24 protein-coding genes and 1 pseudogene are annotated in these 24,987 nt (G+C 34.4%); 5 read left to right on the top strand and 20 right to left on the bottom strand.

What is annotated here, in order from left to right:
- Positions 1 to 756, bottom strand: a complete 756-nt coding sequence (locus tag J7E67_RS20370; RefSeq protein WP_214732761.1) for a DeoR/GlpR family DNA-binding transcription regulator — start codon at positions 754 to 756, stop codon at positions 1 to 3.
- Between the two features lie 162 nt (positions 757 to 918).
- Complete coding sequence (locus tag J7E67_RS20365; RefSeq protein WP_214732760.1) at positions 919 to 1,680, bottom strand: DeoR/GlpR family DNA-binding transcription regulator; 762 nt, start codon at positions 1,678 to 1,680, stop codon at positions 919 to 921.
- A gap of 700 nt (positions 1,681 to 2,380) precedes the next feature.
- Here J7E67_RS20365 and J7E67_RS20360 point away from each other — a divergent pair.
- The 3 genes from J7E67_RS20360 to J7E67_RS20355 all read left to right on the top strand — a co-directional run bounded on the left by J7E67_RS20360 (position 2,381) and on the right by J7E67_RS20355 (position 6,178).
- Positions 2,381 to 3,070, top strand: a complete 690-nt coding sequence (locus tag J7E67_RS20360) for a Gfo/Idh/MocA family protein (protein WP_308161461.1) — start codon at positions 2,381 to 2,383, stop codon at positions 3,068 to 3,070.
- Positions 3,045 to 3,422 carry a Gfo/Idh/MocA family oxidoreductase gene (locus tag J7E67_RS32160; protein WP_308161462.1) on the top strand — a complete coding sequence of 126 codons (378 nt, stop codon included), beginning with the start codon at positions 3,045 to 3,047 and terminating at the stop codon, positions 3,420 to 3,422. The genes J7E67_RS20360 and J7E67_RS32160 overlap by 26 nt, the downstream gene beginning before the upstream one ends.
- 1,808 nt (positions 3,423 to 5,230) lie before the next feature.
- Positions 5,231 to 6,178, top strand: a complete 948-nt coding sequence (locus J7E67_RS20355; RefSeq protein WP_214732759.1) for a DNA-directed RNA polymerase subunit alpha — start codon at positions 5,231 to 5,233, stop codon at positions 6,176 to 6,178.
- A 618-nt stretch (positions 6,179 to 6,796) separates the two neighbouring features.
- On the opposite strand, the pseudogene J7E67_RS31445 reads toward J7E67_RS20355, so the two are convergent.
- Positions 6,797 to 7,122 (bottom strand): annotated as a pseudogene (locus J7E67_RS31445) (hypothetical protein); the annotation flags it as partial.
- A 389-nt stretch (positions 7,123 to 7,511) separates the two neighbouring features.
- Between J7E67_RS31445 and J7E67_RS20345 the strand changes: the two are divergent.
- Complete coding sequence (locus tag J7E67_RS20345) at positions 7,512 to 7,706, top strand: IDEAL domain-containing protein (RefSeq protein ID WP_214732758.1); 195 nt, start codon at positions 7,512 to 7,514, stop codon at positions 7,704 to 7,706.
- A 108-nt stretch (positions 7,707 to 7,814) separates the two neighbouring features.
- Here J7E67_RS20345 and J7E67_RS20340 read toward each other — a convergent pair whose 3' ends face one another.
- The 17 genes from J7E67_RS20340 to J7E67_RS20260 form a co-directional block, all read right to left on the bottom strand.
- On the bottom strand, positions 7,815 to 8,657 hold the full coding sequence (locus J7E67_RS20340; protein ID WP_214732757.1) for a conjugal transfer protein TrbL family protein: 843 nt from the start codon (positions 8,655 to 8,657) through the stop codon (positions 7,815 to 7,817).
- Positions 8,658 to 8,670: 13 nt separating this feature from the next.
- Entirely contained in the window at positions 8,671 to 9,162 is a 492-nt protein-coding gene (locus J7E67_RS20335) for a hypothetical protein (protein WP_214732756.1), read from the bottom strand.
- Entirely contained in the window at positions 9,159 to 10,754 is a 1,596-nt protein-coding gene (locus tag J7E67_RS20330; protein WP_214732755.1) for a VirD4-like conjugal transfer protein, CD1115 family, read from the bottom strand. The genes J7E67_RS20335 and J7E67_RS20330 overlap by 4 nt, the downstream gene beginning before the upstream one ends.
- 1 nt (position 10,755) lies before the next feature.
- Positions 10,756 to 11,190 (bottom strand): hypothetical protein, encoded by a 435-nt coding sequence (locus J7E67_RS20325; RefSeq protein ID WP_214732754.1) that lies wholly within the window; start codon positions 11,188 to 11,190, stop codon positions 10,756 to 10,758.
- A gap of 41 nt (positions 11,191 to 11,231) precedes the next feature.
- Positions 11,232 to 11,828: a hypothetical protein gene (locus tag J7E67_RS20320; protein WP_214732753.1), complete on the bottom strand. Its 597-nt coding sequence runs from the start codon at positions 11,826 to 11,828 to the stop codon at positions 11,232 to 11,234.
- A gap of 12 nt (positions 11,829 to 11,840) precedes the next feature.
- Positions 11,841 to 12,896: a bifunctional lytic transglycosylase/C40 family peptidase gene (locus tag J7E67_RS20315; RefSeq protein WP_214732752.1), complete on the bottom strand. Its 1,056-nt coding sequence runs from the start codon at positions 12,894 to 12,896 to the stop codon at positions 11,841 to 11,843.
- A 6-nt stretch (positions 12,897 to 12,902) separates the two neighbouring features.
- Entirely contained in the window at positions 12,903 to 14,246 is a 1,344-nt protein-coding gene (locus J7E67_RS20310; protein ID WP_214732751.1) for a type VII secretion protein EssB/YukC, read from the bottom strand.
- A 12-nt stretch (positions 14,247 to 14,258) separates the two neighbouring features.
- Positions 14,259 to 16,229: a VirB4 family type IV secretion system protein gene (locus tag J7E67_RS20305; protein WP_214714011.1), complete on the bottom strand. Its 1,971-nt coding sequence runs from the start codon at positions 16,227 to 16,229 to the stop codon at positions 14,259 to 14,261.
- Positions 16,230 to 16,250: 21 nt separating this feature from the next.
- A complete protein-coding gene (trsD, locus tag J7E67_RS20300) occupies positions 16,251 to 16,910 on the bottom strand; it encodes a TrsD/TraD family conjugative transfer protein (RefSeq protein WP_214732750.1) in 660 nt (219 codons plus the stop codon).
- Positions 16,903 to 17,301: a hypothetical protein gene (locus J7E67_RS20295; RefSeq protein WP_214714007.1), complete on the bottom strand. Its 399-nt coding sequence runs from the start codon at positions 17,299 to 17,301 to the stop codon at positions 16,903 to 16,905. Before J7E67_RS20295 ends, trsD begins: the two co-directional genes overlap by 8 nt.
- A 15-nt stretch (positions 17,302 to 17,316) precedes the next feature.
- Positions 17,317 to 17,646: a CagC family type IV secretion system protein gene (locus J7E67_RS20290; RefSeq protein ID WP_308160517.1), complete on the bottom strand. Its 330-nt coding sequence runs from the start codon at positions 17,644 to 17,646 to the stop codon at positions 17,317 to 17,319.
- Between the two features lie 16 nt (positions 17,647 to 17,662).
- Positions 17,663 to 18,280 (bottom strand): hypothetical protein, encoded by a 618-nt coding sequence (locus J7E67_RS20285; RefSeq protein ID WP_214732749.1) that lies wholly within the window; start codon positions 18,278 to 18,280, stop codon positions 17,663 to 17,665.
- Positions 18,281 to 18,579: 299 nt separating this feature from the next.
- Positions 18,580 to 18,768 (bottom strand): hypothetical protein, encoded by a 189-nt coding sequence (locus J7E67_RS20280; protein ID WP_214732748.1) that lies wholly within the window; start codon positions 18,766 to 18,768, stop codon positions 18,580 to 18,582.
- A gap of 160 nt (positions 18,769 to 18,928) precedes the next feature.
- Entirely contained in the window at positions 18,929 to 19,309 is a 381-nt protein-coding gene (gene tnpA, locus J7E67_RS32345) for an IS200/IS605 family transposase (protein WP_214714003.1), read from the bottom strand.
- A 1,058-nt stretch (positions 19,310 to 20,367) separates the two neighbouring features.
- Complete coding sequence (locus J7E67_RS20270) at positions 20,368 to 20,751, bottom strand: hypothetical protein (protein WP_214732747.1); 384 nt, start codon at positions 20,749 to 20,751, stop codon at positions 20,368 to 20,370.
- A gap of 376 nt (positions 20,752 to 21,127) precedes the next feature.
- Complete coding sequence (locus J7E67_RS20265; protein ID WP_214713511.1) at positions 21,128 to 21,331, bottom strand: cold-shock protein; 204 nt, start codon at positions 21,329 to 21,331, stop codon at positions 21,128 to 21,130.
- Positions 21,332 to 22,078: 747 nt separating this feature from the next.
- Positions 22,079 to 23,056 (bottom strand): NAD(P)H-dependent flavin oxidoreductase, encoded by a 978-nt coding sequence (locus J7E67_RS20260; protein WP_214732746.1) that lies wholly within the window; start codon positions 23,054 to 23,056, stop codon positions 22,079 to 22,081.
- Between the two features lie 537 nt (positions 23,057 to 23,593).
- Between J7E67_RS20260 and J7E67_RS20255 the strand changes: the two genes are divergently transcribed.
- Positions 23,594 to 24,601 carry a DUF3231 family protein gene (locus J7E67_RS20255; RefSeq protein ID WP_251026895.1) on the top strand — a complete coding sequence of 336 codons (1,008 nt, stop codon included), beginning with the start codon at positions 23,594 to 23,596 and terminating at the stop codon, positions 24,599 to 24,601.
- Positions 24,602 to 24,987 lie beyond the last annotated feature (386 nt).

The following is a 24,987-nucleotide window of genomic DNA, read 5'->3' as shown; positions in this document are numbered from 1 at the left end:
TTAGTCAGCAATAACTAGCTGAATGCTATTATTCTTAGCATAATCTTTATATGTTTCATTCGGAAATCTATCGGTAATTAAAAAATCAATTTCATCTAGACCGCAATAGGTCATCAATCCATATTTATCGAATTTATCGTGGTCTACCAATAGATAGACCTCAGAACTCCGATTGACAATTGTCTTTTTTAATTCACTTTCCAAAGGTGATGCGTTCGTTACTCCGTTTACCAGAGAGATGCCCGTAGAAGCCATAAAGGCTTTCTTAATATTGTAATCTTTAAATAACTCCATATTTCTTGGATTAACAAATGAATTGGTTTTACGGTCAAGCATTCCTCCGACAGAAATTACAGTTAAATTCTCAACCGGAAGGGCAAGAACGATAAAGTCGATACTATTCGTGAAAATAGTCAGATTTTTTTCCTTTAGAAAATCAAACATTGCAAGAGTAGTGGTACCCGAATCGATAAAAATAAAATCTCCATCTTCCACATAGCTTGATGCTTTTTCTGAAATTAATGCTTTTTTTTCTTGATTTCGTATTTGTCTATCTTGAAACGATTCAAGTTTTTTATGAATAACCGATACCCCGCCATAAACCTTTTTTAGGTCTCCACGATCAACTAATTCTTGAACATCACGTCTAATTGTATTTTTAGATACATCAAAAGCTGCTACCAATTCGTCTAAAGACGCAGATTGATGTTCAATTACATATTCATTTATTTTTTTGATGCGTATTTCTTTAATCATTTCAATTCACCCTAATTCACTGTTATCGCTTACATTATATTTATTCTATCTCCATAGTACCAACAAATAACCAAAACTTCATTATATTTTTATAAAAAGGATGAAATATTTTCTATAATACGTCAAAGAAGTAATTAATTAACGCCAACACTATTCCAATTTTCATTGAGTAATCACAAGTCGGATGGCATTTTTTTTAGCATATTCTCTATATGTTGCATTCGGAAGCCTATCAGTAACTAGATAATCAATAGCACCTAAACCGCAATAGGTCATTAACCCATATTTATCGAATTTATCGTGGTCAACCAATAAATAAACCTCTGAACTTCTTTTAACAATTACCTTTTTTAATTCACTCTCAAGTGGGGAGGCGTTGGTTACCCCATTGGTTAGGGAGATACCAGTAGATGCCATAAAGGCTTTCTTAATATTGTAATTACTTAGAAGGTCCATATTGTTATTGTGTGGGTTACCGAACGAATCGGTTTTTCGATCCAGTAACCCCCCGATTGAAATAACATTTAAATGGTCGAACGGAAGAGCACGAACAATACAATCAATACTATTCGTAAAAATTGTCAAGTTCTTGTCCTTTATATATTTGAACATCCCAATCGTTGTAGTTCCTGAATCTATGAAAATAATATCACCATCTTTCACATAGCTGGCTGCTTTTTTTACAATAGATGCTTTTTGTTCTTGATTGCGTATTTTTCTGTCTTGAAATGACTCCAGTTTCTTATGAATGGCAGATACACCGCCATAAACTTTTTTCAATTCTCCGCGTTCCACTAGTGTTTGAATATCACGCCTGATTGTGTTTTTCGATACATCAAAAACTGACACCAATTCGTCTAATGATGCAGATTGTTGCTCAATAACATATTCATGAATTTTTTTAATACGCTTTTCCTTTATCAAACCATTTCATCCCCTTACAACCACTCATAACATTATTTTAATAAATATATTACCAAAATATTATCAATACTTCACTACAAATTTGTATTTAAGATATCCTTATAGGTATCTTATGATGAAGTTATAAACTTATTTAGCTTCTTCAGTATCAAGAAATGCAAAAAGGCAACGCCCCGTCGGGTAAGTTGCCTTCCAGCTACTGAGTTATCACTTCTCTGATAGCTCTAATTGATTGACCTGCATTATCAATAACTACATTGGCTTATCTCTATTCAAGTTCAAGCCTTCATTTGTAAAATGAATGTATAAAATTCGCATAAGTCTTCGCCTTTAGACCAGAATGATGTTTTCCATATACCTTCAGAACCTTTTGGGCTGAAAAATTTGTCACCCTTAGGCTTCTTCTTTAAAAGGATGTCTTTAAAGTGTAAAAACATATCTTCAAAACCCAATTACTATTATTATATGTTTTTATATAACTATATTAATAGGAAAAATCATCAATCATTATATTTTAAATATAAAGAAACTGATTACATAAGGGTGTTTTTGCATGGGTTCAGCGGATTATGCTTGATAAATCCCTCCTATTCGCAAAACAAAAACAATTAATTAAATAAATAGCATTTTAAACGTTTAAATAAAAATGATTTATTTATACAGAAACCATTGTAAATAGATAATTAAAGGAGTTGGAAGGATGGATACAAAAGTTCGTTGGGGAATTTTAAGTACTGCGTACATTGCTCAAGATGAATTACTTCCAGCATTTACGGATGCATCTAATGCAGAAGTAGTTGCAATCGCTAGTTCAAATAATAAAGTATACGAAATTGCTTCAAAATTTAGGATTCCTAAGATTTACGGGACTTATGAGGATTTGTTAGATGATCCAGATATCGATGCAGTTTACATTCCTTTGCCAAATGCACTCCATTCAACCTGGGTAAAGAAAACAGCTGAGAAAGGGAAGCATGTCTTTTGTGAGAAACCCGCAGCCTTGACTGTAATAGAGGCAAAAGAAATGATCGAAGTATGTAAGAAAAATAGCGTTATGTTTATGGAAGGTTTTATGTATCAATTTCACCCACAACATAAAAGAGTAAAAGAAATTATTGCTTCCGGTGAAATTGGTGAAGTAAAGATTATGAGGGTGAGCCTTTCTTTTTTCCTTGAGGATCAAATTGGAAATATTCGAATGAATCAAAAATTAGGTGGAGGCAGTATCTATGATGTCGGTTGTTACTGTATTCATTCAATTAGAAATATTTTAAATACCGAACCTAAACGGGTATTTGCTTCAACTCAAAATGACATATCTAATCAAGTAGATATGTCAGTAACGGGAATAATTGAGCTTGAAAATGGGATTATTGCAGAGTTTGTTTGATGCTGCAATGGACCGAACAAGAGTGGGTCAATATGAAATTATAGGGACAAAAGGCACCGTTCAAGTGCCAAGAGCCTTTATCCCTCAAAATGGAAATGCCCATGTTATTATAGTTGATGAAAGTGGAAATTATAAGGTAGAAAATTTATACGGACAGCAATATACGTTAGAAGTAGAGTATTTCTCTCAATTAATATTAGAAGGGAAAATGCAAGAGAATCTTTTAGAAGATACCATTCAAAATATGATTGTTATTGAGGCGTGTTTTAAGTCTATTGAAAAAGTAACATTTATAAATTTATCATTAGGGGGCCAGCTCCATGCCCGTAAAGCTAAGGAGCAACTCTTCTAAAAAAAATGATGAATTGACAAAAGAAATGAAGTGTTTGAGAAGAGGAAGTTATCTATCATAAATTTATTTTTAAGATCATCCGAATATGTGATAGCTAAACTGCTGACACGCAGCACATTTGGAATGTAGTAAAGTATCCTACTAAGTAGTCTCTTACATATAAATAAGGGATAAATCATTATAAAGATTTATCCCTTAATATTGCTATTTCCTTTGTAGATACTCCAAAGGAGAACGGCTAAGAATAATAAACCTCGCCTTTTATTAATAAAATTTCATATGACTTTTCGAATATATACTAAAACCTAAAACCAGTAATATCATTGCTCAATTATGTTTTGGTATAGATTTTACTATATATTTAGCACTTCTCTCTGCTTCTTCATACTTTAGTCGGTCTGTTTTTATGATTTCAAGAAAAAGTTCCCGGAGTTAAGAAAAGTCCGGTCGTGTTTTCCAACCTAAATCAATAGCAATGTATAAATATCCTCTTCAGTAAACAAAAGCATCTAATCAATAAAGAATATTCCGCTTTCCTCCTTCATTTGAAAATGTTCCTCTCATTATTCTCTTTACACCATTCCTCTTAATCCTTTTCTTGTTTATCCCCTTTTATGGTTTTTCCTTGCATAAGTACGTCATGCTTTAATCAAAAAAATCTCTCTGCTTTGCAATGAGATTTTTTATACACACGGCCACACTTTTTATTTTTTTAATATCAGTAGTGAACAGCACTCAACATGTTTTGATTGTGGAAACAAATTCCCCAATTATAACTGCGTTTTTAATCGACAGTTTTGTCGACTACAATAAAAGAGACAGAATTATTTCTGTCTTTTTAAAACATATAAACCGCTTATTTTTAATAGAGGAATATTCCGGGAACAATAATAATTGAGAAGTCTACAAGGTGCACTTAACTCCTTGGTGGGGACCAAGGTTTAGTGGCTAGTTGGGGTGAATTTAACCTTAAGAAACATGAAGAAGTTGCTTTTCGATTAGACTGTGGGATTCAGGTGATTTACTCGAAGCATTGTTCAAAAACTATTAACGCCTACCAGATTCAAATGGTGTTACTTTTAAAAGTTGAAAATAGCTACATTTTCCTCCTTTTAGTATCTTAAAGCAATGTTCTTTATAAATTCTCATTCCAATAGGTTCATTGTTCTTTTTCATAAAATCTATTTTTTAATTTAATATTAATGATGATATGATCGTCATAATTAAATATAACATACAACATAAAACATATAACAAAATACAATACAACTTATATGTTATTATATATGTTATTTTTATTATTAAAATATTAGAAAGAAATACATCTCCCATCATACCACTGATGTGCGTAATTTATAGTAAGTCGATGCCAAACAAGAATTCATCACAAATATAAGATGCCTTTTATTAAAGATAAGTAGCTTGGTGTAATTTAGATTCATTTCCTCCTTTTAGCAATATTAAGAAGAGGCTCCAAGGAAAATTACTCCCTACAGTGGGCTCCTAAAAACAGGAGCCCATTGTATTTTAATAAGTTAATTGTTCTGCCTCTTTTCCATAAATACACCTCCTAAAGAGATTGTCACAAAATCAATTTACAGTACTATTTGAGGGTATTAAATAGGGCGGCCATCACAGCCACTCTTAACTAACGGTCTCTCAAACTTTCCTGCAGCTGAACAATAAAAACTATCGTTGAATACATTTTTTATCCGTTAAACTAGCTTTCCTCATAGTACTTGGAGTATATTAACTAAATATAATAGGTTGTTTTTGGTGTTTATGAGTAAAAGGGGTGTATAATTCGGATGTTAAAAATTGAAGTGCCAAGAATTGAAAAGGTTATGATTAGCGAGGATGCCAAGTATGGAAAGTTTGTCGTTGAACCACTCATGCGAGGATTTGGAACGACACTTGGCAACTCATTACGTCGCATCCTTTTATCTTCACTCCCCGGTGCCGCTGTCACTACCATACAAATAGATGGGGTGCAGAATGAATTTTCAACTATTGATGGGATAGAAGAAGATGTAACAACTATCATTTTGAACATAAAAAAATTATCTATGAATATTCTCTCTGACGATGAGAAAGAATTGATGATCGATGTACATAGAACCGGTACAATAACAGCTGCTGATATTTCTCATGATAATGATGTAGAGATCTTAATCCCCGATTTGCATCTTGCTACCCTTAAAGAAGATGTACATTTTAGAATGCGCCTAACTGCAAAACGTGGACGTGGTTATGTTCCTGCAGAGCAAAACAAACGTGGTGGCCTTCAAGTAGGAGTCATACCAATAGATTCAATCTATACACCGGTTTCACGCGCCAGTTATTTAGTTGAGAACACTCGTGTAGGTCAATTGGATAGTTTTGAAAGGTTATATTTTGAACTTTGGACTGATGGGAGTTTAGGGCCCAGCGAAGCCATTTGTGAAAGTGCAAAAATGTTTAATGAACATCTTTCTATTTTAGTAGGACTTAATCCTGAATCACAAGATATCCCAATTATGGAAGAACAAGAAGAAGTTTCAAATGAAAAAGAAATACTTAAACTGACTATTGAGGATTTAGACTTTTCTGTTCGTTCTTTCAACAGTCTAAAACGCAGTGGGATTAATACTATTCAAGACTTAGCTAATAAATCCGAAGAAGATATAAGAAAATTACGTAACTTAGGACAAAAATCTTTAAAAGAGATCTTAGATAAATTAGAAAGTTTGGGTATTATCGTAGGCAAAGATGATTAAAATCCATTATTACAATAATATATAGAAATTAGATTGATGTTTAAGTGGACTGATTTCAGCCCTTTCCGAAACACCTGTATGAATATCGTAAAAAAACGAAGACAATTAATTAAACATTTTAGGCATTAACCCAAGAAACTTTCACACATCTGACATAATATAGAACAAAAAATTTGTACTTCAGCCAGTTATTTTAAAAGGCATTTAGATAAAAGGTTTGGTGTAATTTAGTCATATTCCCCTTTTTTACCAGTAATAAAGAAGCAAAATAAAAAGGCGTTAATTCCTTGACCCCAAGGAAAATTACTACATGCTTTGGACTCCCAAAAACGGGGGTCCATTGTATTTTAGTAAGTAAATTACTCGGCCTCTTATCATTAAATAACCTCCGAAGAGATTGTCACTATAAACAACCCTTCCACATGTACTCACCTCGTAATATATTACTCTACGACAGCAACTACGATAACATCTACGATTGCAATCCGCTCATACTCGCCAGGCTTTACTTCAACACAATTTATAACTATGATATTGTTAACTTAAATAAAGATATAACATACATTTTGACGAATACAACATAAAATAATATAACTTATGTGTTGTCATATATGTTATTTATATTATTAAAATATTTAAGAGATTAACAAATCCCATCCTATCGACTGTTTCCGGAATATACTGATTTACAATGATATCTCCAATTAGCTGATTGTTTTGTTGAATTATGTTGATGGTGTCTCTTTTGTTCAGCGGTAAAAGCGGAAATACTAACTCAGCGAATTGATATGTTTCCTCTAAATGAGGATATCCAGATAGCACAAATGTATCGATACCAAGGTCGAATATTCCTTCATCTTCTCTGCCACTTGTGTAGGATTGCAAACAAGTGCTGCTTCAGCTCTACCACGAACGAGACCAACCACTGCCCAAAGGTTCGGCTGATTTCTTCTAGCGTCTCTCTTTCTCTTTTAGGACGTCCTCCATAACTGTGTTAACGTTGTCTCATTTTTCCTACGCCATGGACACAATTCTCTCTTTTTGTTACTAGGTGTAGGCACCGGTATTACTATCTATCATTGTACAACCCTATTGGTTTCTTTTAGGAACTCACATAGCTGAAAAGATATTTAGGCTATAATGCACCAGCCATGGCCCAACCCGTACAAATGGAGTGCAAATTGTTCCACCATACTCATGATTTGATTCGTAACCAAAATATGTAGATAAGGTATGTTTCATTTTATTGCTCTCTCAAATTACCAATTTTAATTGTTTGAATAGTCCGAAAATTATTGGTATACTAGAAAAAAGGTTAAGGAGTTGATTTCTTATGGAAAAGAATTTGCTTATTTCACCACAACCTGAAGTAAATGTCATGGATTCTCTAATTGCTGAAATGGTGTTAGACAAATCCCTACGTGATTTCCGAAAAGAGAAAATTCAAAAGAAAATCGACCTGTCCTTACGAGACAAAAATAAAGCAGAATTCCTACGATTAACAGAGGAATTAAAGAAAGTTTCTTAAAATTGTTTTATGTAATCGCTCTTAAAAGGATCTTCCAGTGGAAGATCCTTTTATACTGCTTATTGAGCTAAACCAGCACCCGTTTGTTGGACCCGGAGTCACCTTCGTTTATCTTTTTAATAGAAATCTTCTTGCAACTAGTTTTGTTGTTCCTCCCATAGCCCCGATCATTCCTCTTCCAGAACCCGATGAATACCACATGTTCCTAAGTACAGACGGACTCTTAATGAGGAGAATACAGCAACCCATTAGTAAAAGAAAATTAAGAAACGTAATATTTTCATTGATTAAAATACTTAGAGCGACTACGAATAAAAAAATTTTCGCGATAATAGTAACAATCTGACTTAGTAATTCACGCCACCAGACACCCAAGTATTCATTATCATCAGCAATGACTGATACACAAGCTAAGGGAGATAGTAAATATAGGAACATGATATCTGCATGGAATACTGCAACTGAAAATAAGAATGCTATAAATGCTACTGCAAATACGGATAGTAAGATAAGGAGTGCAGCACCCTGAAAATGGAGCGTGTCAAAGTTATTTGGATCAAACATATCATTGATTTTTTCCTTGCTAACCTTACTTCCTTCTCCAATCATCCAGTTCCCCATGTTATAGGCGACCTGTTCTAACAAAATCTTCTGAATGAAGGGCATTGCAGGGATCAACAAGGCACTTTTTAACGTATTAACAATAACGGGTCCGTATGAAATGGCATCTCCTGCAGCGTTCTTTGACATGACTTCGATGATCTTATATAAAACAATGGTTACTGCTATTGTTGAGGTTAGGGCAAGCAAGAAATTATTGACTGTAGTAAAGAACTGAATTTCAGGATTTTGTTTTAGTAACAAATCATTACACATTAGAAGTGCCCATTCAATGAAGTCTTCTAACATCCCTTGAATAGCCTCAACAATTTTCTCCTTAAAATTAAACAAGTTTACTCACCTCTTATTTAGGGTCTTCAACTTTTACAATTTTCCAAACACCTTCCTGCTTTTCTAGGGTGATTAATTTATGATCAATCTCGTAACGTTCCATATCAAAAGTGAACTTTTTTTCAGTTTCATTTAAACTGACACTTTTTACTTTCGCACCTTGACTAAATAATAAGTTTGATTTTGTTTCACCGTTTGGTAGGTCTTCCGCTTTGTTTACAGTTAATATATATAATAGTAGTTTTTGACCTTTTTCGCTTAGATCCTTAGAGATTGCCTTAGCATTTTTCCCCTTAATTTTCTCCCATGCAATTTGATTTGCTTCATCACGTGTTTTTGCTTCAGCTAACTTTTCTTCATCATTAAAGGAAGTTAAAACACTATTCATTACCTTTGTAGCTTTTTCTTGCTCAACCTTTGGATCAAATTGATTTCCACTTCCATTACAAGCTGCAAGAAATGTACTTACCATTAATACAAGTATAAGCATTGCTATTTTTTTCAATTTAAAGGGCTCCCCTCTTTTGATGGATTAACGCTTGGAGTTGAATTCATTTGAGAAAAAAAGCTCATGGCAAGCTCTTCTTGCTTTTCTGCCTCTTTCTCAGCTTCTTTTATTTGTTTTTCATGCAATTTAATCTCAGCTTTTTGTAACGCTACTTTCCACTCATCCGATTCAATGTATTCTTCGTATTCCCCTTTTTTCTCTTCAAACCAGTGTAACACCTCTTGTGAAGGGCTATTTTGATAGTCTAATTGACTAACATAAAATGAGTTTGTAATATTTGGAAACAAGAGATATTGGTACGCCTTTTTCGCCTTTATTGGGTGTTTTCCAGTAATGATAATAATGCAATCATCTTTATGCATGGTTAGAATTTCATCTTCATTCATTAGGTTCCGTGCTGCATATGAGTAACTAGATGAAGAAGAAGTACTTGATGATTTCCCTTTAGATTCTGAAGACGAACCTGTCTCTACTTTAGCGGTTGTTTTCCCCATTAACTGTGAAAAGTATTTTGCGGTTGTTTCGTTTACATTCCCTAAGCAAATTTTTGTTCCACAGTTACCTAAAATGGATTCAGCTTGTTCCCGCCCATATTTTTCTTGCAATTGAGTTATGTTTTGAACAATCGTAAGAACACCAATTCCGTACCCACGACAGGTTGCTAAGAACCTTTCATAGTCCGGAAACTTCCCTAAATTCGGGAATTCGTCTAAGATAAAAACCACAGGATGAGGGAGTTTTGCCCTGTTTTTAGCCCCTACTTTATACAATTCCTGAAACATTTGATTAAAAAATAAATTAATTAGGCCTTCCCATGTAGAATCCATTACAGGAATAATGACATATAAAGCTATTTTCCTTTTTCCCACATCTCCTAAGAAGAAATCTGAGAAACTCGTAAACCGTGAAACCGAACTGGAAGTAAAGTCTCCAATTGTGGTGAGTAAAGAAATGATAATGTTTGCGCGAGTTTTTTCTTGGGACTTTTTAAAACCTAACTCATATGCTCTTCTTGCTGGATGCGATTTATCTAGTCTTAAAAATTGCTCATCTAATTCACTAGCACCATCATTGCTTTCTTCTGGATCAAATTCTTGTAAAAAATCCAAAACACCTTTCATGTTCCGTTGATTGGGCGGCAACTCGTGAACCGCATACAAGATTAATGCTTTTAACAAGCTAAATTGAGCATTGTACCAAAAATCTTTTCGTTTAGGATCATTTTTAGATGCAACAATCGCATTGGCCACCGTGGATGCCTGGATTTCCTCCCTGACATAATCAAAAGGATTATAGCGATCTGAGTACTCCATTTCTGAAAAATTCACCACATGAACTTCATATCCTTGCCTTCGTTTAACCTCAGACGTCATTTCATACACCTCACCTTTGGGATCTGTAACGACTAAGGAACACTCTTTTTCGTGTAACACATTGGTTACGACATATCCTTGTGTTTTGGAGGATCCTGGACCACCGGCTACAAAGTGATTTCTGTTAGGAAGGTTTGAATTTGTAGGCTGGACAATAACCGCATGATTCAAAATACCAGCTATGATTCCGTTATTGTCCATGTAATTTACAGCCATTTTACTTCTCCCCTTTCGTATCTAGCATACTTGCTTCAAGATCTTTCATAAGTTGTTTTATTGGAACCCTAATTGTCTCGCCATGTTTAAATATTTCATGCTTGTGAGCGAATCTACTTGATCCATGAACACCGTATTTGTCTGCTAACTGATATTTACCTTTGGCACCTTTCATAAAAAAAGCAGCATAGAAGGATAAAAGGAGCACTGCCACACTACCTAAGAAGAAAAGCGGATTTTTCTCTTCAACCATAAGTGTAGAACTCTCAATCGGATGCAGCAGGTTTTCTGTTATGAAATCCATATATGGGGCACCAGATATATTTGCCTTGTGTACTGCAATAAATGGGAGAATTCCAGCTATATTGATTACGACCAGTTCTAGAAGGACCAATAAAAAGATCGTTAACAATAGTCGAATACCAAACATTTTCATGGGTTTCTCTCCTTTTGGATTACCTTTTAATCACTGCATAACTAGTTCTCTTCAAAGGGTTCGAAAGATCCCATTAACTCTAATTTATCAACTAACCATCTATCTCCGCTTTGAGCAAGCGTTACTTCATACATTTGGTTTTTTCTTGGGAATTGGCTTCCGCCCACTGAGTATTGTGTTTCCATGTTTACAAGAGCTATTGCTTGGTTCTTTTCAACCGCACTTAGATAGACATTTAAAGCCTGCACCTCATTTTTGAATTCAATTTGTGTACTTCCCATTTCTCCAGAAGCTTTTAGTTTTGAAATGACGGACTCTGCTAGTTTATCGCGGACCTGATCAAAACGGGCAGCATAATTTTTGTTATCGTAATTAAATAATTCTCTAAAAGTTCCATCTACAAAACTTTTAATCTCTTCACTATGTTCAATTTCATAAAAGGCTTCATTCTGTTGAAAGGTAGTAAGTGCTTTTTCCTTTTTATGCGATTCGTTTTTTAACTGAACCATCTGTTTTTTGGTTTCTTTGTTTATTTCCTCTGCTTGGGTGACCATTGTTCTTTGACCAATGTACATAAATCCCAAGATCACATTTGCTAAAATAGATATTCCAAGCAGAACAGCCAATAATTTAATCAAGGTGTTTTCCTCCTAATGGATCACTCTACCAAAACCAACCAGATGGGATTGCCAGTAAGGAGAATTAATGTCATGGTTTCCTATACCTGAACCATTTGAATCAAACATTATTCCGTTTCCCATGTATATGCCTATATGTGTGATGTATTTGTCGGTCTCATATGTACCAGTATAAAAGACAAAGTCGCCGGGCTTAGCTTCAGCAGGTGAGATTTTTGAAGATACATCGTACTGTTCCTGAGCTGTTCGAGGTAGTTTTATGCCAGCCTGAGCAAATGTCCATTGTGTAAAGCCTGAGCAATCAAATCCTGTATTAGGGTATGCACCTCCCCATACATAAGGCCAACCTACATATTTTTGTGCTTCTGAAATAATCACATTAAATGCTTGTTCCCCCAATGGAGAAACATCTCCACCACCTACAACCATACTGGTAGGCATTAGATTTTCCATCACTTTTTGTACATATGTAAAGTCGCCGTAACAGTAAGGCGCTCTCCAATCCGAACAGCTCCATCCTAGTTTGCTAGATTGACTCAAGGAGAACGCTTGAGCTAATTCGACTGAATGTTTCCCTCCATTTGAGGCAACAAAATTAAGGTAACCAGAACCAAAGTTATAAGATTGAACGATAGCAGCAAAATCAACTCCAGCTTTTTGCCCTTGTTTTAACACTGATTTAAAATGTTGAACACCTAAATTGACGGACATCACAGGATCTTGTATAGAGTTGGGTGGCAACCCAGCAGATTCGGAACTTTGCATAATATCTAACGTTTGAGAATTCCCTAATTCTTGATACATAAGAGCTAGAAGGAAATCTGTGTATTCTGGTATTCCATATTTGGACGTATATTCACTAATTAATCCTCTCCATTGCGCAATATTTGGTGGGACATCAGCTGCGCCAAATGGTGAATTAATTTTCTCAATCTGTTGTTGTTCAGAGGTATTCATTCCAAGTAGCAAACCGGACATGAGTATGAAAGCAAAAACGACTCCTACCGTGATTTGCCTCCAGTTCCTAATAACAAAAACGGATCCCTTCACAGCCACTAATGCTGACACTTATTTTCACCACAATTCTTTATTGATTTTCTCTATCTCAGCTTTCGCGTTTTCAAGTTCCTTATTTATGGGATCAAGCTCTTTTTGTTTGTCCTCTGGTGTTACGTTTTCGTTAATCTCTTTTATTTGTTGTTCTAAGGTAGCAACTTGATTTTTCAATTCTTTTTTTCTTATAGCACTCTCTAACTCTTTGCTTTTCAGCCTTTCATTTAAACTTCTAGCATCTTCAAGATCTCCATGTTCTGTAAATGCTTTGCCTATACGAAGCAGTTGGTCTTTATCTTTTGCAAATGCTTGCATTGATAACAAAGTGCTGTAATCATAAGTTAGTATTTTCTTTTCGATCTCCAAATAATCACTTTCAGCTTTTAACCCAAGTATTTCATCCTTATTATTCACTGTATATAAGGCCTCCACAGTGGGTTTAATTAAACGTTTATCGGAATCAATCGCCTTTTGATACTCACCCTTTTTAAGGTACACAATGGCAATCTCTTTATTACTGCCATTATTTTTTTTCAAAAAGGAAATGGCTTCATCGAATTTTTCTTCACTGAGCATTTTATAAAACTTTGATTCTTGTTCAGCCTTTTTAAGTTCCATCGCATGGACCGATTGAATTCTATTTACTGCTGATTGGTTAAGAAAAAGAGCTAAAACAAAGGCAGAAGCACAAATCCCAATCGATATACCCGCCATGATCCTCTTTTGCTTCTTGGTTTTTTGTTGTTCCGTTTCCAATCCGATGAAATGATTGGTTTCTTCCTTCTGCAGTCTCTTGGAAATCAATTCTTTCAAATCCTCAACAGATTCAGCATTGTCAATTCTAAATAGAAATTCATCTTTTTCCTTCTTTAAGAGATTACCTTTTTCTCGTTTATATTTTTCATAGGTGAAACGTGAAAACATAGAGATAATTAAAATTTTATACTGTTCCAGCTTTTCTATATGGTTATCATAGGGTAACCATTGATTGCTTCTATATAGAAACTTTAGTGTTTTCATATCTCTAAAGAAAATATTTCTGGGATGCATCAATACTATCTCTTTTACTTTATTTAACGGATCCATCTCCAACAACTCTTTTACTAAGGCCAGACGCAGTACACGAGAATATTCTTTTGCTTTAATAAGTGGTTGGTAATCTTCCTCCATCACATAGTTGAGAATAAATCGATGTTTTCCTTTTTTTATATCACTTAGAGAAAAGAAATCAGGTGAATCTTCTTGAAGATCTTTTAAATCTTCAATTCGTTCAGCCAACACCTTGTTTTCAGGTATTTCCAAACGATAGTGGTTATTTTGATGAATAAATAACGTTCCGAATTCGAATAATTGGATTTTCACCATAATTTCCTTCCTTTACAGAACAAAATTTCGGACTTCCTCTTTTTCAATTGGAGTCATTTCGTTCCTAGCTTCATAGTCTGGGATTTCGTCAGGATCCAACCCATACTTTTCAAAATATCGTTTTTTATTCCAAAGACGAAGTTCTTCTTGTGTAAGCTCCACCCTGATAAAAGCACGTTGAGATCCATATGTAATTAACGCTTCTCCTTGTCGTTTTGCACGTAATAAGGAAATCTCTTCATCAGAAAAGGATAGATTAATCTTTTTCACTACATCGTCTACCCCTTTATTGTCTAGACCAAAAAATACTTTTGTATGACTGTTTTCAATCATGGCAGCCCCCAGGTTATCAGTGGTATCAAGAACATCGATAATTTGTTGTGTACCTGCGATCGCTCCAGCATTGTATTTCCTAAATCGTTTATAGGCTTGATAGAAAAACCTCATAGATTCAGGATTTTTGGATAAGAAGTGAAACTCATCAATAAATAAATAAATTAACTCATCTTTTGTTTTTGTTACTTCGTCCCAGAGAAAGCCGAAAATGTTAAAGTAACAGGCCGCCTGTACATCTACTTCATTTTGAAGTGATTTTAAATTAAAGGAAAATAAGGAATTATTGATATTCACGTTCGTGTGACCATTAAATAATGAGTTTGAGCCATGAACATAACTTTCTAATATAAAATAAAAATCTTGGATTTTTTCATACCGTTCGATATCATTTTCCTTTAGTTCCCCTAAATCATTGTAAAAATCTTGAAGAATGGGATAGTCAGTGGCTTTCAGATTTTTAAAATCAATCTCTTCATTGATTGAAAAGCGATTATAAAGATGGGTTAGTGTTTTGTCTAAAATACTAGACTCAACCTGTGTTAAATCGGCTTTTAATACTTTAAAAAACGCCTTAAGGCGTTGAACCTTCTGTTTGACAAGGTCTCTAACGAATTCTGCATCCGTGTTAAAATCTTCGGTGTCTGTAATTTCTGTTGAAAATATCTCCAAGGGATTGATCTTTGTCCTACTATTACTGCTTAGGTGGACTACTTCTCCACCTAGGCTTTTCACGATATGGGAGTACTCACTTTCCGGATCAATGATATATACTTTTATTCCCATTGCGTAGCAGCGAAGAATCTTCTGAACCATAAATGTAGATTTACCAACACCGGAAGTTCCGATAACGACCATGTTTTGGTTTAATGTACGCTGCGTATCTAAATAATCAATCGCTACTAAGGAATTGGTTGTCTTATTAATCCCTTCCACCTGAGCCATTGGGGAAAGGTAGCAAATTTCGGAATCATCAAATGGAAAAAAAGAAGAGGCAGTTTCACTGTTGCACATCTGATAGGTATAATCTTTTAATTGATTATCTCCTAAGGGTAAAGCGGACCAGAAAGCCATTGGTGCAGCATAATGAGGGTTTAAAGCTTTCATTCTTAATTTTGTACAAATCCTCTGAACATTGTCCTCTAAAGTCTTCAAATCTTCTAGGGATATTGCTTGTATGAAAATGTACGTGTAAAGGTACATAAAGCTGGAACGGTTTGTTAACACCTGATTGAGTTGGTATCTGGCACTATCAAGTTCTGATTGTACCCTGATACGCGTAGCTGGATCTCTTGTTTTTAAAAGTTCAGCCTCCTTATTTTTAATAGAGTCATTGTAATAACTAATCATCCCTTCAGAGTTAGCAGGCTCTAAATATTGGACAAAAGAAATGTTACCCTTCAAGCGTTTCAAGTCTGATAGCCAGTTTCCTTTTTGCTCTTTGGGATAAGAAACAACGGCCAGCACTTTAATGAAGTTCCCTCCACTTTCTATGAAACTCTTATTTTCCTTCCAAACAAACGGATAGATAGAATTAAGTTCCTCGGTCTCTAACACTCCTTGTAGGAGGTCTGGAAATTGTTGCATCTGTTCTTCTTGTTTATTTTTACGATTTCGTGATGGAAAAAGTGTTGCTATAGAAAATGGCATGATTTTCTCCTTCCAGAGTGGCTAAACGTAAAGTTTCGACATCTCAAAATCAAAGTAACGGTAAAGCAGTATTAACGTATCTTTCTCTGATAATTTTCTAATTGATACATCGTAAGTCTCAAAAGTAGATTGTAAAGAGTTTGATATTTCCTCCACCTTTTTTGTTAAAATACTCTCCGCACGTTCTAAATCCTGAAAAGATCGTTTACTCATTTTCTCCCTCATAACAATAAAGTGTTGTTTTGTGGACATTTCCTCTTTAACCCTGATACCTTGGAAGTGATCTATATATGAAGCAATTAATTTTCGCTTATATTCATTTCTAGCACTGTCCTTATTTTCAAGTTCTTGAAGATATCGTTTTTTCCAACCTAAATTGTACGATCTCAAATCCACAGGTACAGTCATAGAGATGGTTTGTAACTGATCGTGGACTTGGCTCATTAAAAAGGATCCATAGTCTTCAAATAATCGATTCTGTTCATACTCAGCTAATAAATCCATATTGATACCACTTACTTGAAAAATGGAAACTAAGTACCCATTTTTCAAAAGCACATAATCCTTATATATACCTTCTATCACGCTTAGATCTTGAATCGTTTTTTTTCCCTTATTTACAAGGGTTTCCACTTCAAAGTCAAACTGTGTTCTATCTATTTTCATTTTGTTGTTAGCCATGAAATTCATCCCTTTTATTTGGTTTCATAAAGAACAACTTCTGTCTACTGTTGTAATTAAAAATTAGTTTCAAATAGTTACTGTAGGTTATATTTGATCGAGATGTAATGGGACGTAAAACTGCAAAAATAAAAGAGACTAATAGCACCAATGCGACAAAGAACATTTTGACCATCATAAATCCTAATGAGTGTGGTGGGATAAGCAGGATGACTGCTGCCAAACAAATTGCCGGCAATATAAATTTTAAAAAATTTGATATCGATAAGCCTTTCACAATGTTATAAGATCGATCTACATTATCAGGGAAAACAAATGTTTTCCCCTTTCGATAATCTTCTTGTCCTAATAATTCTTTTAGAACTGCTCTCACTTCTTCTTTTGAAGTCATAATAATCCCCTCTATTTAAGCGAATAACCCATATACCCAAGGAACTATCCATACAAGAGCAGATGCTAGCCCTACACCTGCAAGTGCCATTCCTACCCCTCGGAACATTTCATTTTTCGTATGAGGATCGTCTACGCCTGGTAATTTTTTAATGATGATCCAGACACCTACACAGATTCCTACTATCACGACAATTCCTGTTAAGAATGATTGAATTTGTTTAAGGCCTTCCTTCACTTTTGCCTCAATCTCGCCAGCTGCAAATGCATGCTCTGGAATCGCATAAAGACATAACACTATGGCTGTAAACAAGAGTATGGGTTGTAATTTTTTGAGCGTTTTCACTTTCCTCTGCCTCCTTTTAGTCTTTCTCACTAAGTTCCATGAATTCGATGCTTGGTTCCACTTCTTTTTCCTTGTATCTATCTTTCTGTTTTTCCAATTGAATATAATGATTCAACTTTTCTAATTGTTCATTGGCCTCCTTTTCAGAGAAGTATGGTGATATTTTTTTTACCCCACCTGTCGCACTTAACTTCCCAATGTACGAACCCTCTTCATCTGAGACCACCTCAAAATCTTGTTGCCTTATTTGAAGCTCTTTCTTTATCTCAAGATCGTAAAAGGCAAGAAAACCTTCTCCAATAGAACAACTATCCATGATAAGTTCATCAAAGGCTACATTCATTCTTGGATTGTCCCTTATTTTTCCCAACCATTTTTCATCCAGATTAGGTATCCTGATGTTTTGTTCTATTTCATTCTCTTCAAAAGAGATCCTTACCTCTTCATTATCTTTAGATATACTGTTTAATGTGATAGTCTTTCCTACAAAGTCCGAAGGAATATAATATTCCTCTAACGTTCTACGAAGGGCTTGTATTCTAATTTTCGGTTCCTTCTTTAGTTCGTCTTTTACAATAAAGGATCGTGCTTGTTCAATATTTTCATAGAATGCTTGGGCTTTAAAAGGTTTCATTAAATTCAGTCGAAATTGCTGACTATTCTGGAGAGAGAATGCTTTTCCGTCTTTCGAAAGAAAAAGTACATGCCCTCTGAATCTTTCAAATTTGGAGGTTCCGAACGTGTTCAGAAGTACTTCCTCTTTAGAATGAAAGACTTCAGTAACTTTGTGAGCTTCTTTGAACTCCTGTTTATAAACACCATAAAATTGACCATTATTTTGAAATATTTGAAATAATCTTTTATCCTGACCCCATGAAAAGATATCTATACAGTCTCCAATTAATTCAAAAAGATCTGGCTGTCGTTCTTTTATTAAAGCGTAATAAATTTCGTACTCGACTTCTCCCCTCTCTTCATCGATAATGAAAGCTCATCGTCAACTGGGAGCTTTTTTATATCTAATTCTTGCTGCCTTTTAGTCTGTTCGATCATTTGCAAAATGTAATCAGCGATAGTGACCATGGAAGCATTAACGGATCTTTCGATAGAATCGTTTCTCAAAAGATAATCCCCTTTCTGGTCAAAACTGATGCTATAAAGGGTCTATAAAAATTGGTCATGTTTGAAAAAGGATAACTTCATAAAGTTATGATTCAATACTGTTCTTATTGAAGTTTAACCCCGACTTATATTGGATTCTTCCTTATTAAGAAAGGCTTTTTTAATTCTTGTAGTCCTGTACCAAGTTATCTAGCAGCCGATTGTCAGTTGAGATAAAATATCTTTGATCCCACAGACTACCACCCTTTTTTATTTTTGTTTCCGGAAACTCCTTATATAAAAACCTTGCTGTTCCACCTTTTAGAGCTTTCATGAGATTGGGTATGTAATGAGTCGTTTTGCAATTGATAACTAGTCTAACGCTGTACCCATGGATCTCCATTCCGACGATTTTAAATTCATGACGAGTGGAGACGTTTCTAAAATAGGACTTTATAAAGTCTATTTCCTCTTTCTCTAGCACTATGTAATTATTTGTAAAAAATGCAATATGATATTGCAAACAACTCACGTGGTATTTGTTTGAATCAATCTCATACATATGTATTTTTTCTCTCAACTCCCTTATATGATATTGTTATATAGTGCGAATATTTGTTCTATTTATATTTTAACAAAAATATACTATTTTCGATATATTCAGATATTACTATCTTAAAACTATATTAAAAATGAGTCATTAGCATTAAATATGGTAAAAACGCCCAACAATAGTTGTTAGCTTTAGCAGACTTTAGTCATATTGTTTCGGTATTACTTTTTAACAACCTTTTTTCTTACTTCTGTCTATTTCTATTCGTTTTACTTTTAATAGCTACCAACCTTTATTAGCTCTCGTCACCTTCAGGTGACTTATTTCTGGACCTTCAGGTTGGCGAATTTTGGAATAATTACAGTATTTGAAATCGGCAAAAATCCTGGCTGAATGCTATATAGACAAAAACTCTAACCGCGATTTGGTTAGAGTTTTTCTATTTACCTATTCTTCTTTCATTATGATTCGTAATCATCTTGTTAAGTTATTAAAGGGCCAGTACTTTTTTACATAACAATCGGAATTTATGTTTTTTTAAGATCCCTTCTCAAGAAAGAACTATTAACCACTTATCTGTTGTAGTAAACAAAAAATTAGAGATGATTTTAATAATAAATTATATATTAATGTATATGATGATATATGTTTTGATTTTATTACAAATTATGTTTTTATATTATATTTTTACTTAGTAGTTGAAACCCTGGCGTCCCCCTTTTTCATTTGCCCTTCTATATAAAAATTACTAGAATATTATCCCGGGTTTTGAGGCATTTAATTGAGACACTATAAATATATTTCTGCCGTGAGCTGCCGGAGGTCTCATTCGGGTGTACCTAAATGAAACAGTTTTTTCAAAAGGGCTCTGTTAATTTATTGTTGATTATTCATCAAAGAAAAAAGACCAATTTTAGATTGGCCTTGAGTAATGTCTTGTTCAACTAAAGCACCCGTTACTTTAAGTACATTTCCTCACAATCTTACCCTTGCTATTTTTTGAATGGCAAGAAAAAGGCATTACTTCCATCAATGTTAAGTTTCAGGATAAAAAAAGGATAAGCTGGTCAGCTTATCCCTTTTATTATTTTAACGTGGACTACAATTGAACCGAGTTTATTCACTTCAGCAATATGATTAATAACTTTATTTATTTTGTCTTTGGTTTGCTTTCCCTTATATTCACTATTTGAAATTTCAATGGTAATTTCTCTTTTATCTGTATCTTGGCTAGCATAGAGCATTCTAACTAATGTTGAGTTATAACCTTCTTCCTTAAGTTTTTCTTCTACTAAAAAAATGAATTTAGCTTTTTGTTTGTAAGTCTTAAGTGAATCTAATTTATCATTTTGAGTGGAAATGCTAGCCTCAGCTTTTGGAGTATGTTCAAAAACAACTACCCCACCTAATAAAACAAGACAGCTTACCATAGCCAATAAAATTTTTCTCACTTGAATTCCACTCCTTGTACTTTTGGTGTCTGGAATAAGTTTATACATATCCAATATTATCCATTCCTGTTACTTATCAAAATTCTTTGTTAAACTTAACTGCCAGCTAGCACAATAAAAAGGATCGCAGCCGCAACCCCCAATTTTTCACTAAAGCACCCATAAGTTTAAGTACAAAACTTCACAGTTATAGCCACTCTCTACAAAAGCACTTTAAAATTGTAATTAGAAGAATTCGTCATTATGTGATACACTGTGTTTACCATTTGATTTACTTGTTTACATTGCCCTACTCATTCGTGAGTGGGGTTGCTTGTTTTTAAAAGAAGAAATAAAAAAACAGACTCTATAAAGAGCCTGCTTTAGTTTGTTCTTATTATGCAGCTTTACGCACGTTAGCTGCTTGAGCTCCACGTTGACCTTGCTCAACGTCAAAAGTAACTGCTTGACCTTCGTCTAAAGATTTAAAACCTTCGCCTTGGATAGCTGAGAAATGAACGAATACGTCTTCTCCACCTTCACGTTCGATAAATCCGAAACCTTTTTCTGCGTTAAACCATTTTACTTTACCTTGTTCCATTTTGTTTCCTCCTGCTGTGTGCTTTGCACACAAAGTGTTACTATCCTTGCACTCAGTGATCATCAAGACGAAAAGTTAATCTTATAGTATCCTTTACACCGAACAAAAATAATTCTTCTAAAGTTTAACATTTTTTAAAAGTATTTGCAAGAAGACATAAACACAACCATTTTTACCACTCATGAATTTTTTCACCTGGTTTTGAATTCTTATGTTGTTCTTATTCAAGTAAAGCACCCTTTAGTTGAACAAGCACCTTCTCTTCTATTGCATATAATGCTCGAAGTAATCATAACGAATAATAACTAAATGTTTAATACAAACTATACCTAACATAAAGGGAGGAACTGTTATGCGTGATAATACCAACTTCGCTGCTGTTGTCTTTTTTTCAATTTAAGCATTATTGCAACAACAATATTCAGCAGTATCATCATATCTCAAAATAACAACATAAAATCAAAACTTGAAAACAAAAAACAAACGTGATTCCTTTCAAGAATACCTTGATTGGAATTTTTTATGTCGCTTTCTATATCAAAAGCGACATAAATGAGTCATTTCTCTACTTCAACTAACCTGACGGTTAGTACAACAAGCAAAAAGATCGCAGCAGCGATCTCCATCTTTAACTCTTGCACCCGTTAGCTTAAGTACATTATTTCACAATCTTTGCTTTCATAATAAAAATGGTTGCCGCAGCAACCATTAACGATTCAGATAACGTCCCATAAATATAGTTAAAAATTATCGATGGGTATGCTCTCCGATAATATTACCTATACGGCTCAATCCTTTTTCTGCTGTTAGAATCATTTCATCAAATAACTCCTGAACAGTAGGAATATTGTTGATAAGTCCGATTACTTGTCCAGCCCATCCAAAACCTTCAACTTCATTTCCATCATAGATATATCTGCAATTAGCTTTTCCGCTAATTATTTCTTGCAGATCTTCATAGGTTGCTCCTTCTTTTTCACGTTCGATAATATCCAGAGTAAATTCACTTTTCAAGACCCGTCCTGGTGAACCTATTGTTCTCTTAATAATTACTGTATCCGACTCTTTCGCATTAACAATTGCCTGCTTATATTTCTCGTTTGCGTTAACGCACTCTTGAGTAGCAATAAAGCGAGTACCCATTTCAATCCCTTCTGCTCCTAGAGCTAATGCCGCCAATAAACCTCGTCCATCACCAATACCTCCACTTGCCAATACAGGGATCGATACGGAATCGACCACACGAGGAGTAAGAACCATTGTGCCAATATCGTCTCTTCCTAAATGCCCTCCGCCTTCCTGTCCAACCGCCATTACAGCGTCAGCACCTAGTTGTTCCGCTTTCTGTGCCTGTCTAACGCCAGCTACAAGGACAAGCGTTCGAATATTTTCTCCTTTTATTCGCTCAAAAATAGGTTGGGGATTAGCTCCTGTAATAGAAATTGCGGGCACCTTTTCTTCAATAGCAACTTCAAGCAACTCCAGATATTGCCCGTCGTGCCTCGCAATCGCAAAGTTTACGGCGAATGGCTTATTAGTAAGTGTACGTACCTTACGAATTTCCTCCCGAAGTTTTTCAGGTGAACGTAGCGTTGCCGCAGTAATTTGTCCGAGTCCTCCTGCATTCGAAACAGCAGCCGCCAGTTCAGCATAAGCAAGATAGGCAAGTCCTCCTTGTACAATTGGATATTTAATTCCAAAAATCTCAGTTACTCGTGTTTTCATAGTTTATCCCACTCCTTTTCAGATGTTCTATGTATGAAGTTAAACATTCCACACAAAAGATTATTAATCCTGCAAATGTTCCTAAAAAGGAAGCTCTTGTTGTGTTAAACTGCCCCGTTAGCCATCCATGCAGCACAAAATCAGTGCTGCACCACAGAGAATGAAAATGGTTAGGAAGTGTCAATACTGATACTGACCTTAATCCAGTCAACCCTAATCCATAACTTATTAATTATCGCTCTCCTCTTTTTTTTAACGATTGAGCAGGGTCTTTTTAAGTTTTGTCATTTTTCTTATCTTGAATAAAGCACCCTCAAAAATTAATCCCAGCTAACATTTTTAATCCACCTCAAACACTGTAATTTTTTTCAAATGAATCGGCAAGGCTAGGAAAAACAATCTTCGTAAAAATATAAATAATGGAGAAAATAAAAATGAAAATGGAAAGTATAGTAATTAAACGTACCTCAACAGAGATGTTTAAACTGTTACCCTAAAAACCATATTCAATTAAAAATGGAATGGAGGAAGATCATTTTGGCTTTAACAAACCCCTTAAGTTCTTCAGAGATAGGAACACTTTGGCTTACATATCAAGAAAAAACCCTTATTTTGAGGATATTGGAATATTTTAAGAAAAATGCTGATGATGAGGAAGCTAGAAATATTTTGGGAGGCTTATGGCAACAGTTAAATTATTTTGTGTTACAAATTGAAAAAATATTTGAACAGCAAGGAATTGTCTATCCTAATGGTTTTAAAAAAGAAGATGTTAACTTAGAAGCTCCTAAGTTATATGATAATGGGTTTGATATTATGTTTCTCCGCATTTTAAAAGAAGTAAGCATGGGAATGTACACCATTAATATGAATATGGCATACAATGATGATGTTATGAGGATTTACAAGGGACTTACCAGTGTTACTCAAGATATTTATGAGCTATCTACTCTTTATTTACTTCAAAAAGGCATTTTGACTCTTCCTCCAAAAGTAACGATGCCTAAAAAAACCGAGTTTATTAAAGACAAAAGCTACCTAAGAGGTTTCGACCCATTTAATGAAAAGAGGGCTTTAAATGATATTGAGCTAGGTTTTCTTCATCATGGAATTGAAACAAACAATATTGGATTACAACTCATTACTGGTTTTGCCCAGTGTGCACAAAACCAAGAAGTGAAACAATATTTTGTAAAAGGGAAGGAACTAGCAAAAAAACAAATTAAAATTTTCCAAGAAATTCTTTTAGGTAATGATGTTCAATTATCAGCCACTTCTGGAAGCACAGTAACTAGTTCAACAGTTGCACCATTTTCTGATAAGCTTATGATGTATTGTACCTTTTTACTCAATGGATATAGTATTGTAGGCAGTAGTTTTGGGACATTTTTCACATTAAGGAACGATATATCAATGAAAACAGCATTAATAGCTAAGGATGTTTATTTCTATGGGATGGACGGAGTTAAAATAATGATTAAAAATAGTTGGTTTGAGGAACCCCCACAAATGGAGGATCGACCTCAATTAATAAAAGGTAATTGAATAAAATTCATTTTCAGGAGTAAAAATAATCCTGGTGTTATTTTTAACACTAGATTTCACTATGGAGGGATTATTTTGAAAACACTTTTGAGCTTATTTTCAGTTTTAATTGCTCTGTTAATTAAAGCTACATTCTTAATGAATAAGTTTAATGATAGGTTAATTTCGTTATTAAGAATGCCAACTTTAGTATAAGCCTTAAGTGTTTATAAGTATAATCTGTTTCCATATTTTATTAAAAGGGGTCTCAGACTGAGATCCTTTTTTTTATAAAATTTATGGAGAAAAAATAGGATTTAAAGCATTCAGTTAATTTAGGATCTTCCTCTTTTTTTAGGTGAAAAACAAAATATTATCAATATTGCACTCCCTCAGTTTAATACGAT

It is taken from the genome of Bacillus sp. ISL-46 (assembly GCF_018613205.1).
The sequence above is the reverse complement of the archived record's forward strand: the minus strand, read 5'-3'. Positions and strand labels throughout refer to the sequence as shown.

Coding starts and splice junctions, on each gene's coding strand:
- J7E67_RS32160 (WP_308161462.1), top strand. CDS start 3,045: ATGGGATTATTGCAGAGTTTGTTTGATGCTGCAATGGACCGAACAAGA.
- J7E67_RS20345 (WP_214732758.1), top strand. CDS start 7,512: ATGGAAAAGAATTTGCTTATTTCACCACAACCTGAAGTAAATGTCATG.
- J7E67_RS20265 (WP_214713511.1), bottom strand. CDS start 21,331: ATGGAACAAGGTAAAGTAAAATGGTTTAACGCAGAAAAAGGTTTCGGA.
- J7E67_RS20260 (WP_214732746.1), bottom strand. CDS start 23,056: ATGAAAACACGAGTAACTGAGATTTTTGGAATTAAATATCCAATTGTA.
- J7E67_RS20355 (WP_214732759.1), top strand. CDS start 5,231: ATGTTAAAAATTGAAGTGCCAAGAATTGAAAAGGTTATGATTAGCGAG.
- J7E67_RS20370 (WP_214732761.1), bottom strand. CDS start 756: ATGATTAAAGAAATACGCATCAAAAAAATAAATGAATATGTAATTGAA.
- J7E67_RS20360 (WP_308161461.1), top strand. CDS start 2,381: ATGGATACAAAAGTTCGTTGGGGAATTTTAAGTACTGCGTACATTGCT.
- trsD (WP_214732750.1), bottom strand. CDS start 16,910: ATGGCTAACAACAAAATGAAAATAGATAGAACACAGTTTGACTTTGAA.
- tnpA (WP_214714003.1), bottom strand. CDS start 19,309: ATGTATGAGATTGATTCAAACAAATACCACGTGAGTTGTTTGCAATAT.
- J7E67_RS20295 (WP_214714007.1), bottom strand. CDS start 17,301: ATGACTTCAAAAGAAGAAGTGAGAGCAGTTCTAAAAGAATTATTAGGA.
- J7E67_RS20310 (WP_214732751.1), bottom strand. CDS start 14,246: ATGGTGAAAATCCAATTATTCGAATTCGGAACGTTATTTATTCATCAA.
- J7E67_RS20325 (WP_214732754.1), bottom strand. CDS start 11,190: ATGAAAATGTTTGGTATTCGACTATTGTTAACGATCTTTTTATTGGTC.
- J7E67_RS20285 (WP_214732749.1), bottom strand. CDS start 18,280: ATGAAACCTTTTAAAGCCCAAGCATTCTATGAAAATATTGAACAAGCA.
- J7E67_RS20330 (WP_214732755.1), bottom strand. CDS start 10,754: ATGGCTGTAAATTACATGGACAATAACGGAATCATAGCTGGTATTTTG.
- J7E67_RS20305 (WP_214714011.1), bottom strand. CDS start 16,229: ATGCCATTTTCTATAGCAACACTTTTTCCATCACGAAATCGTAAAAAT.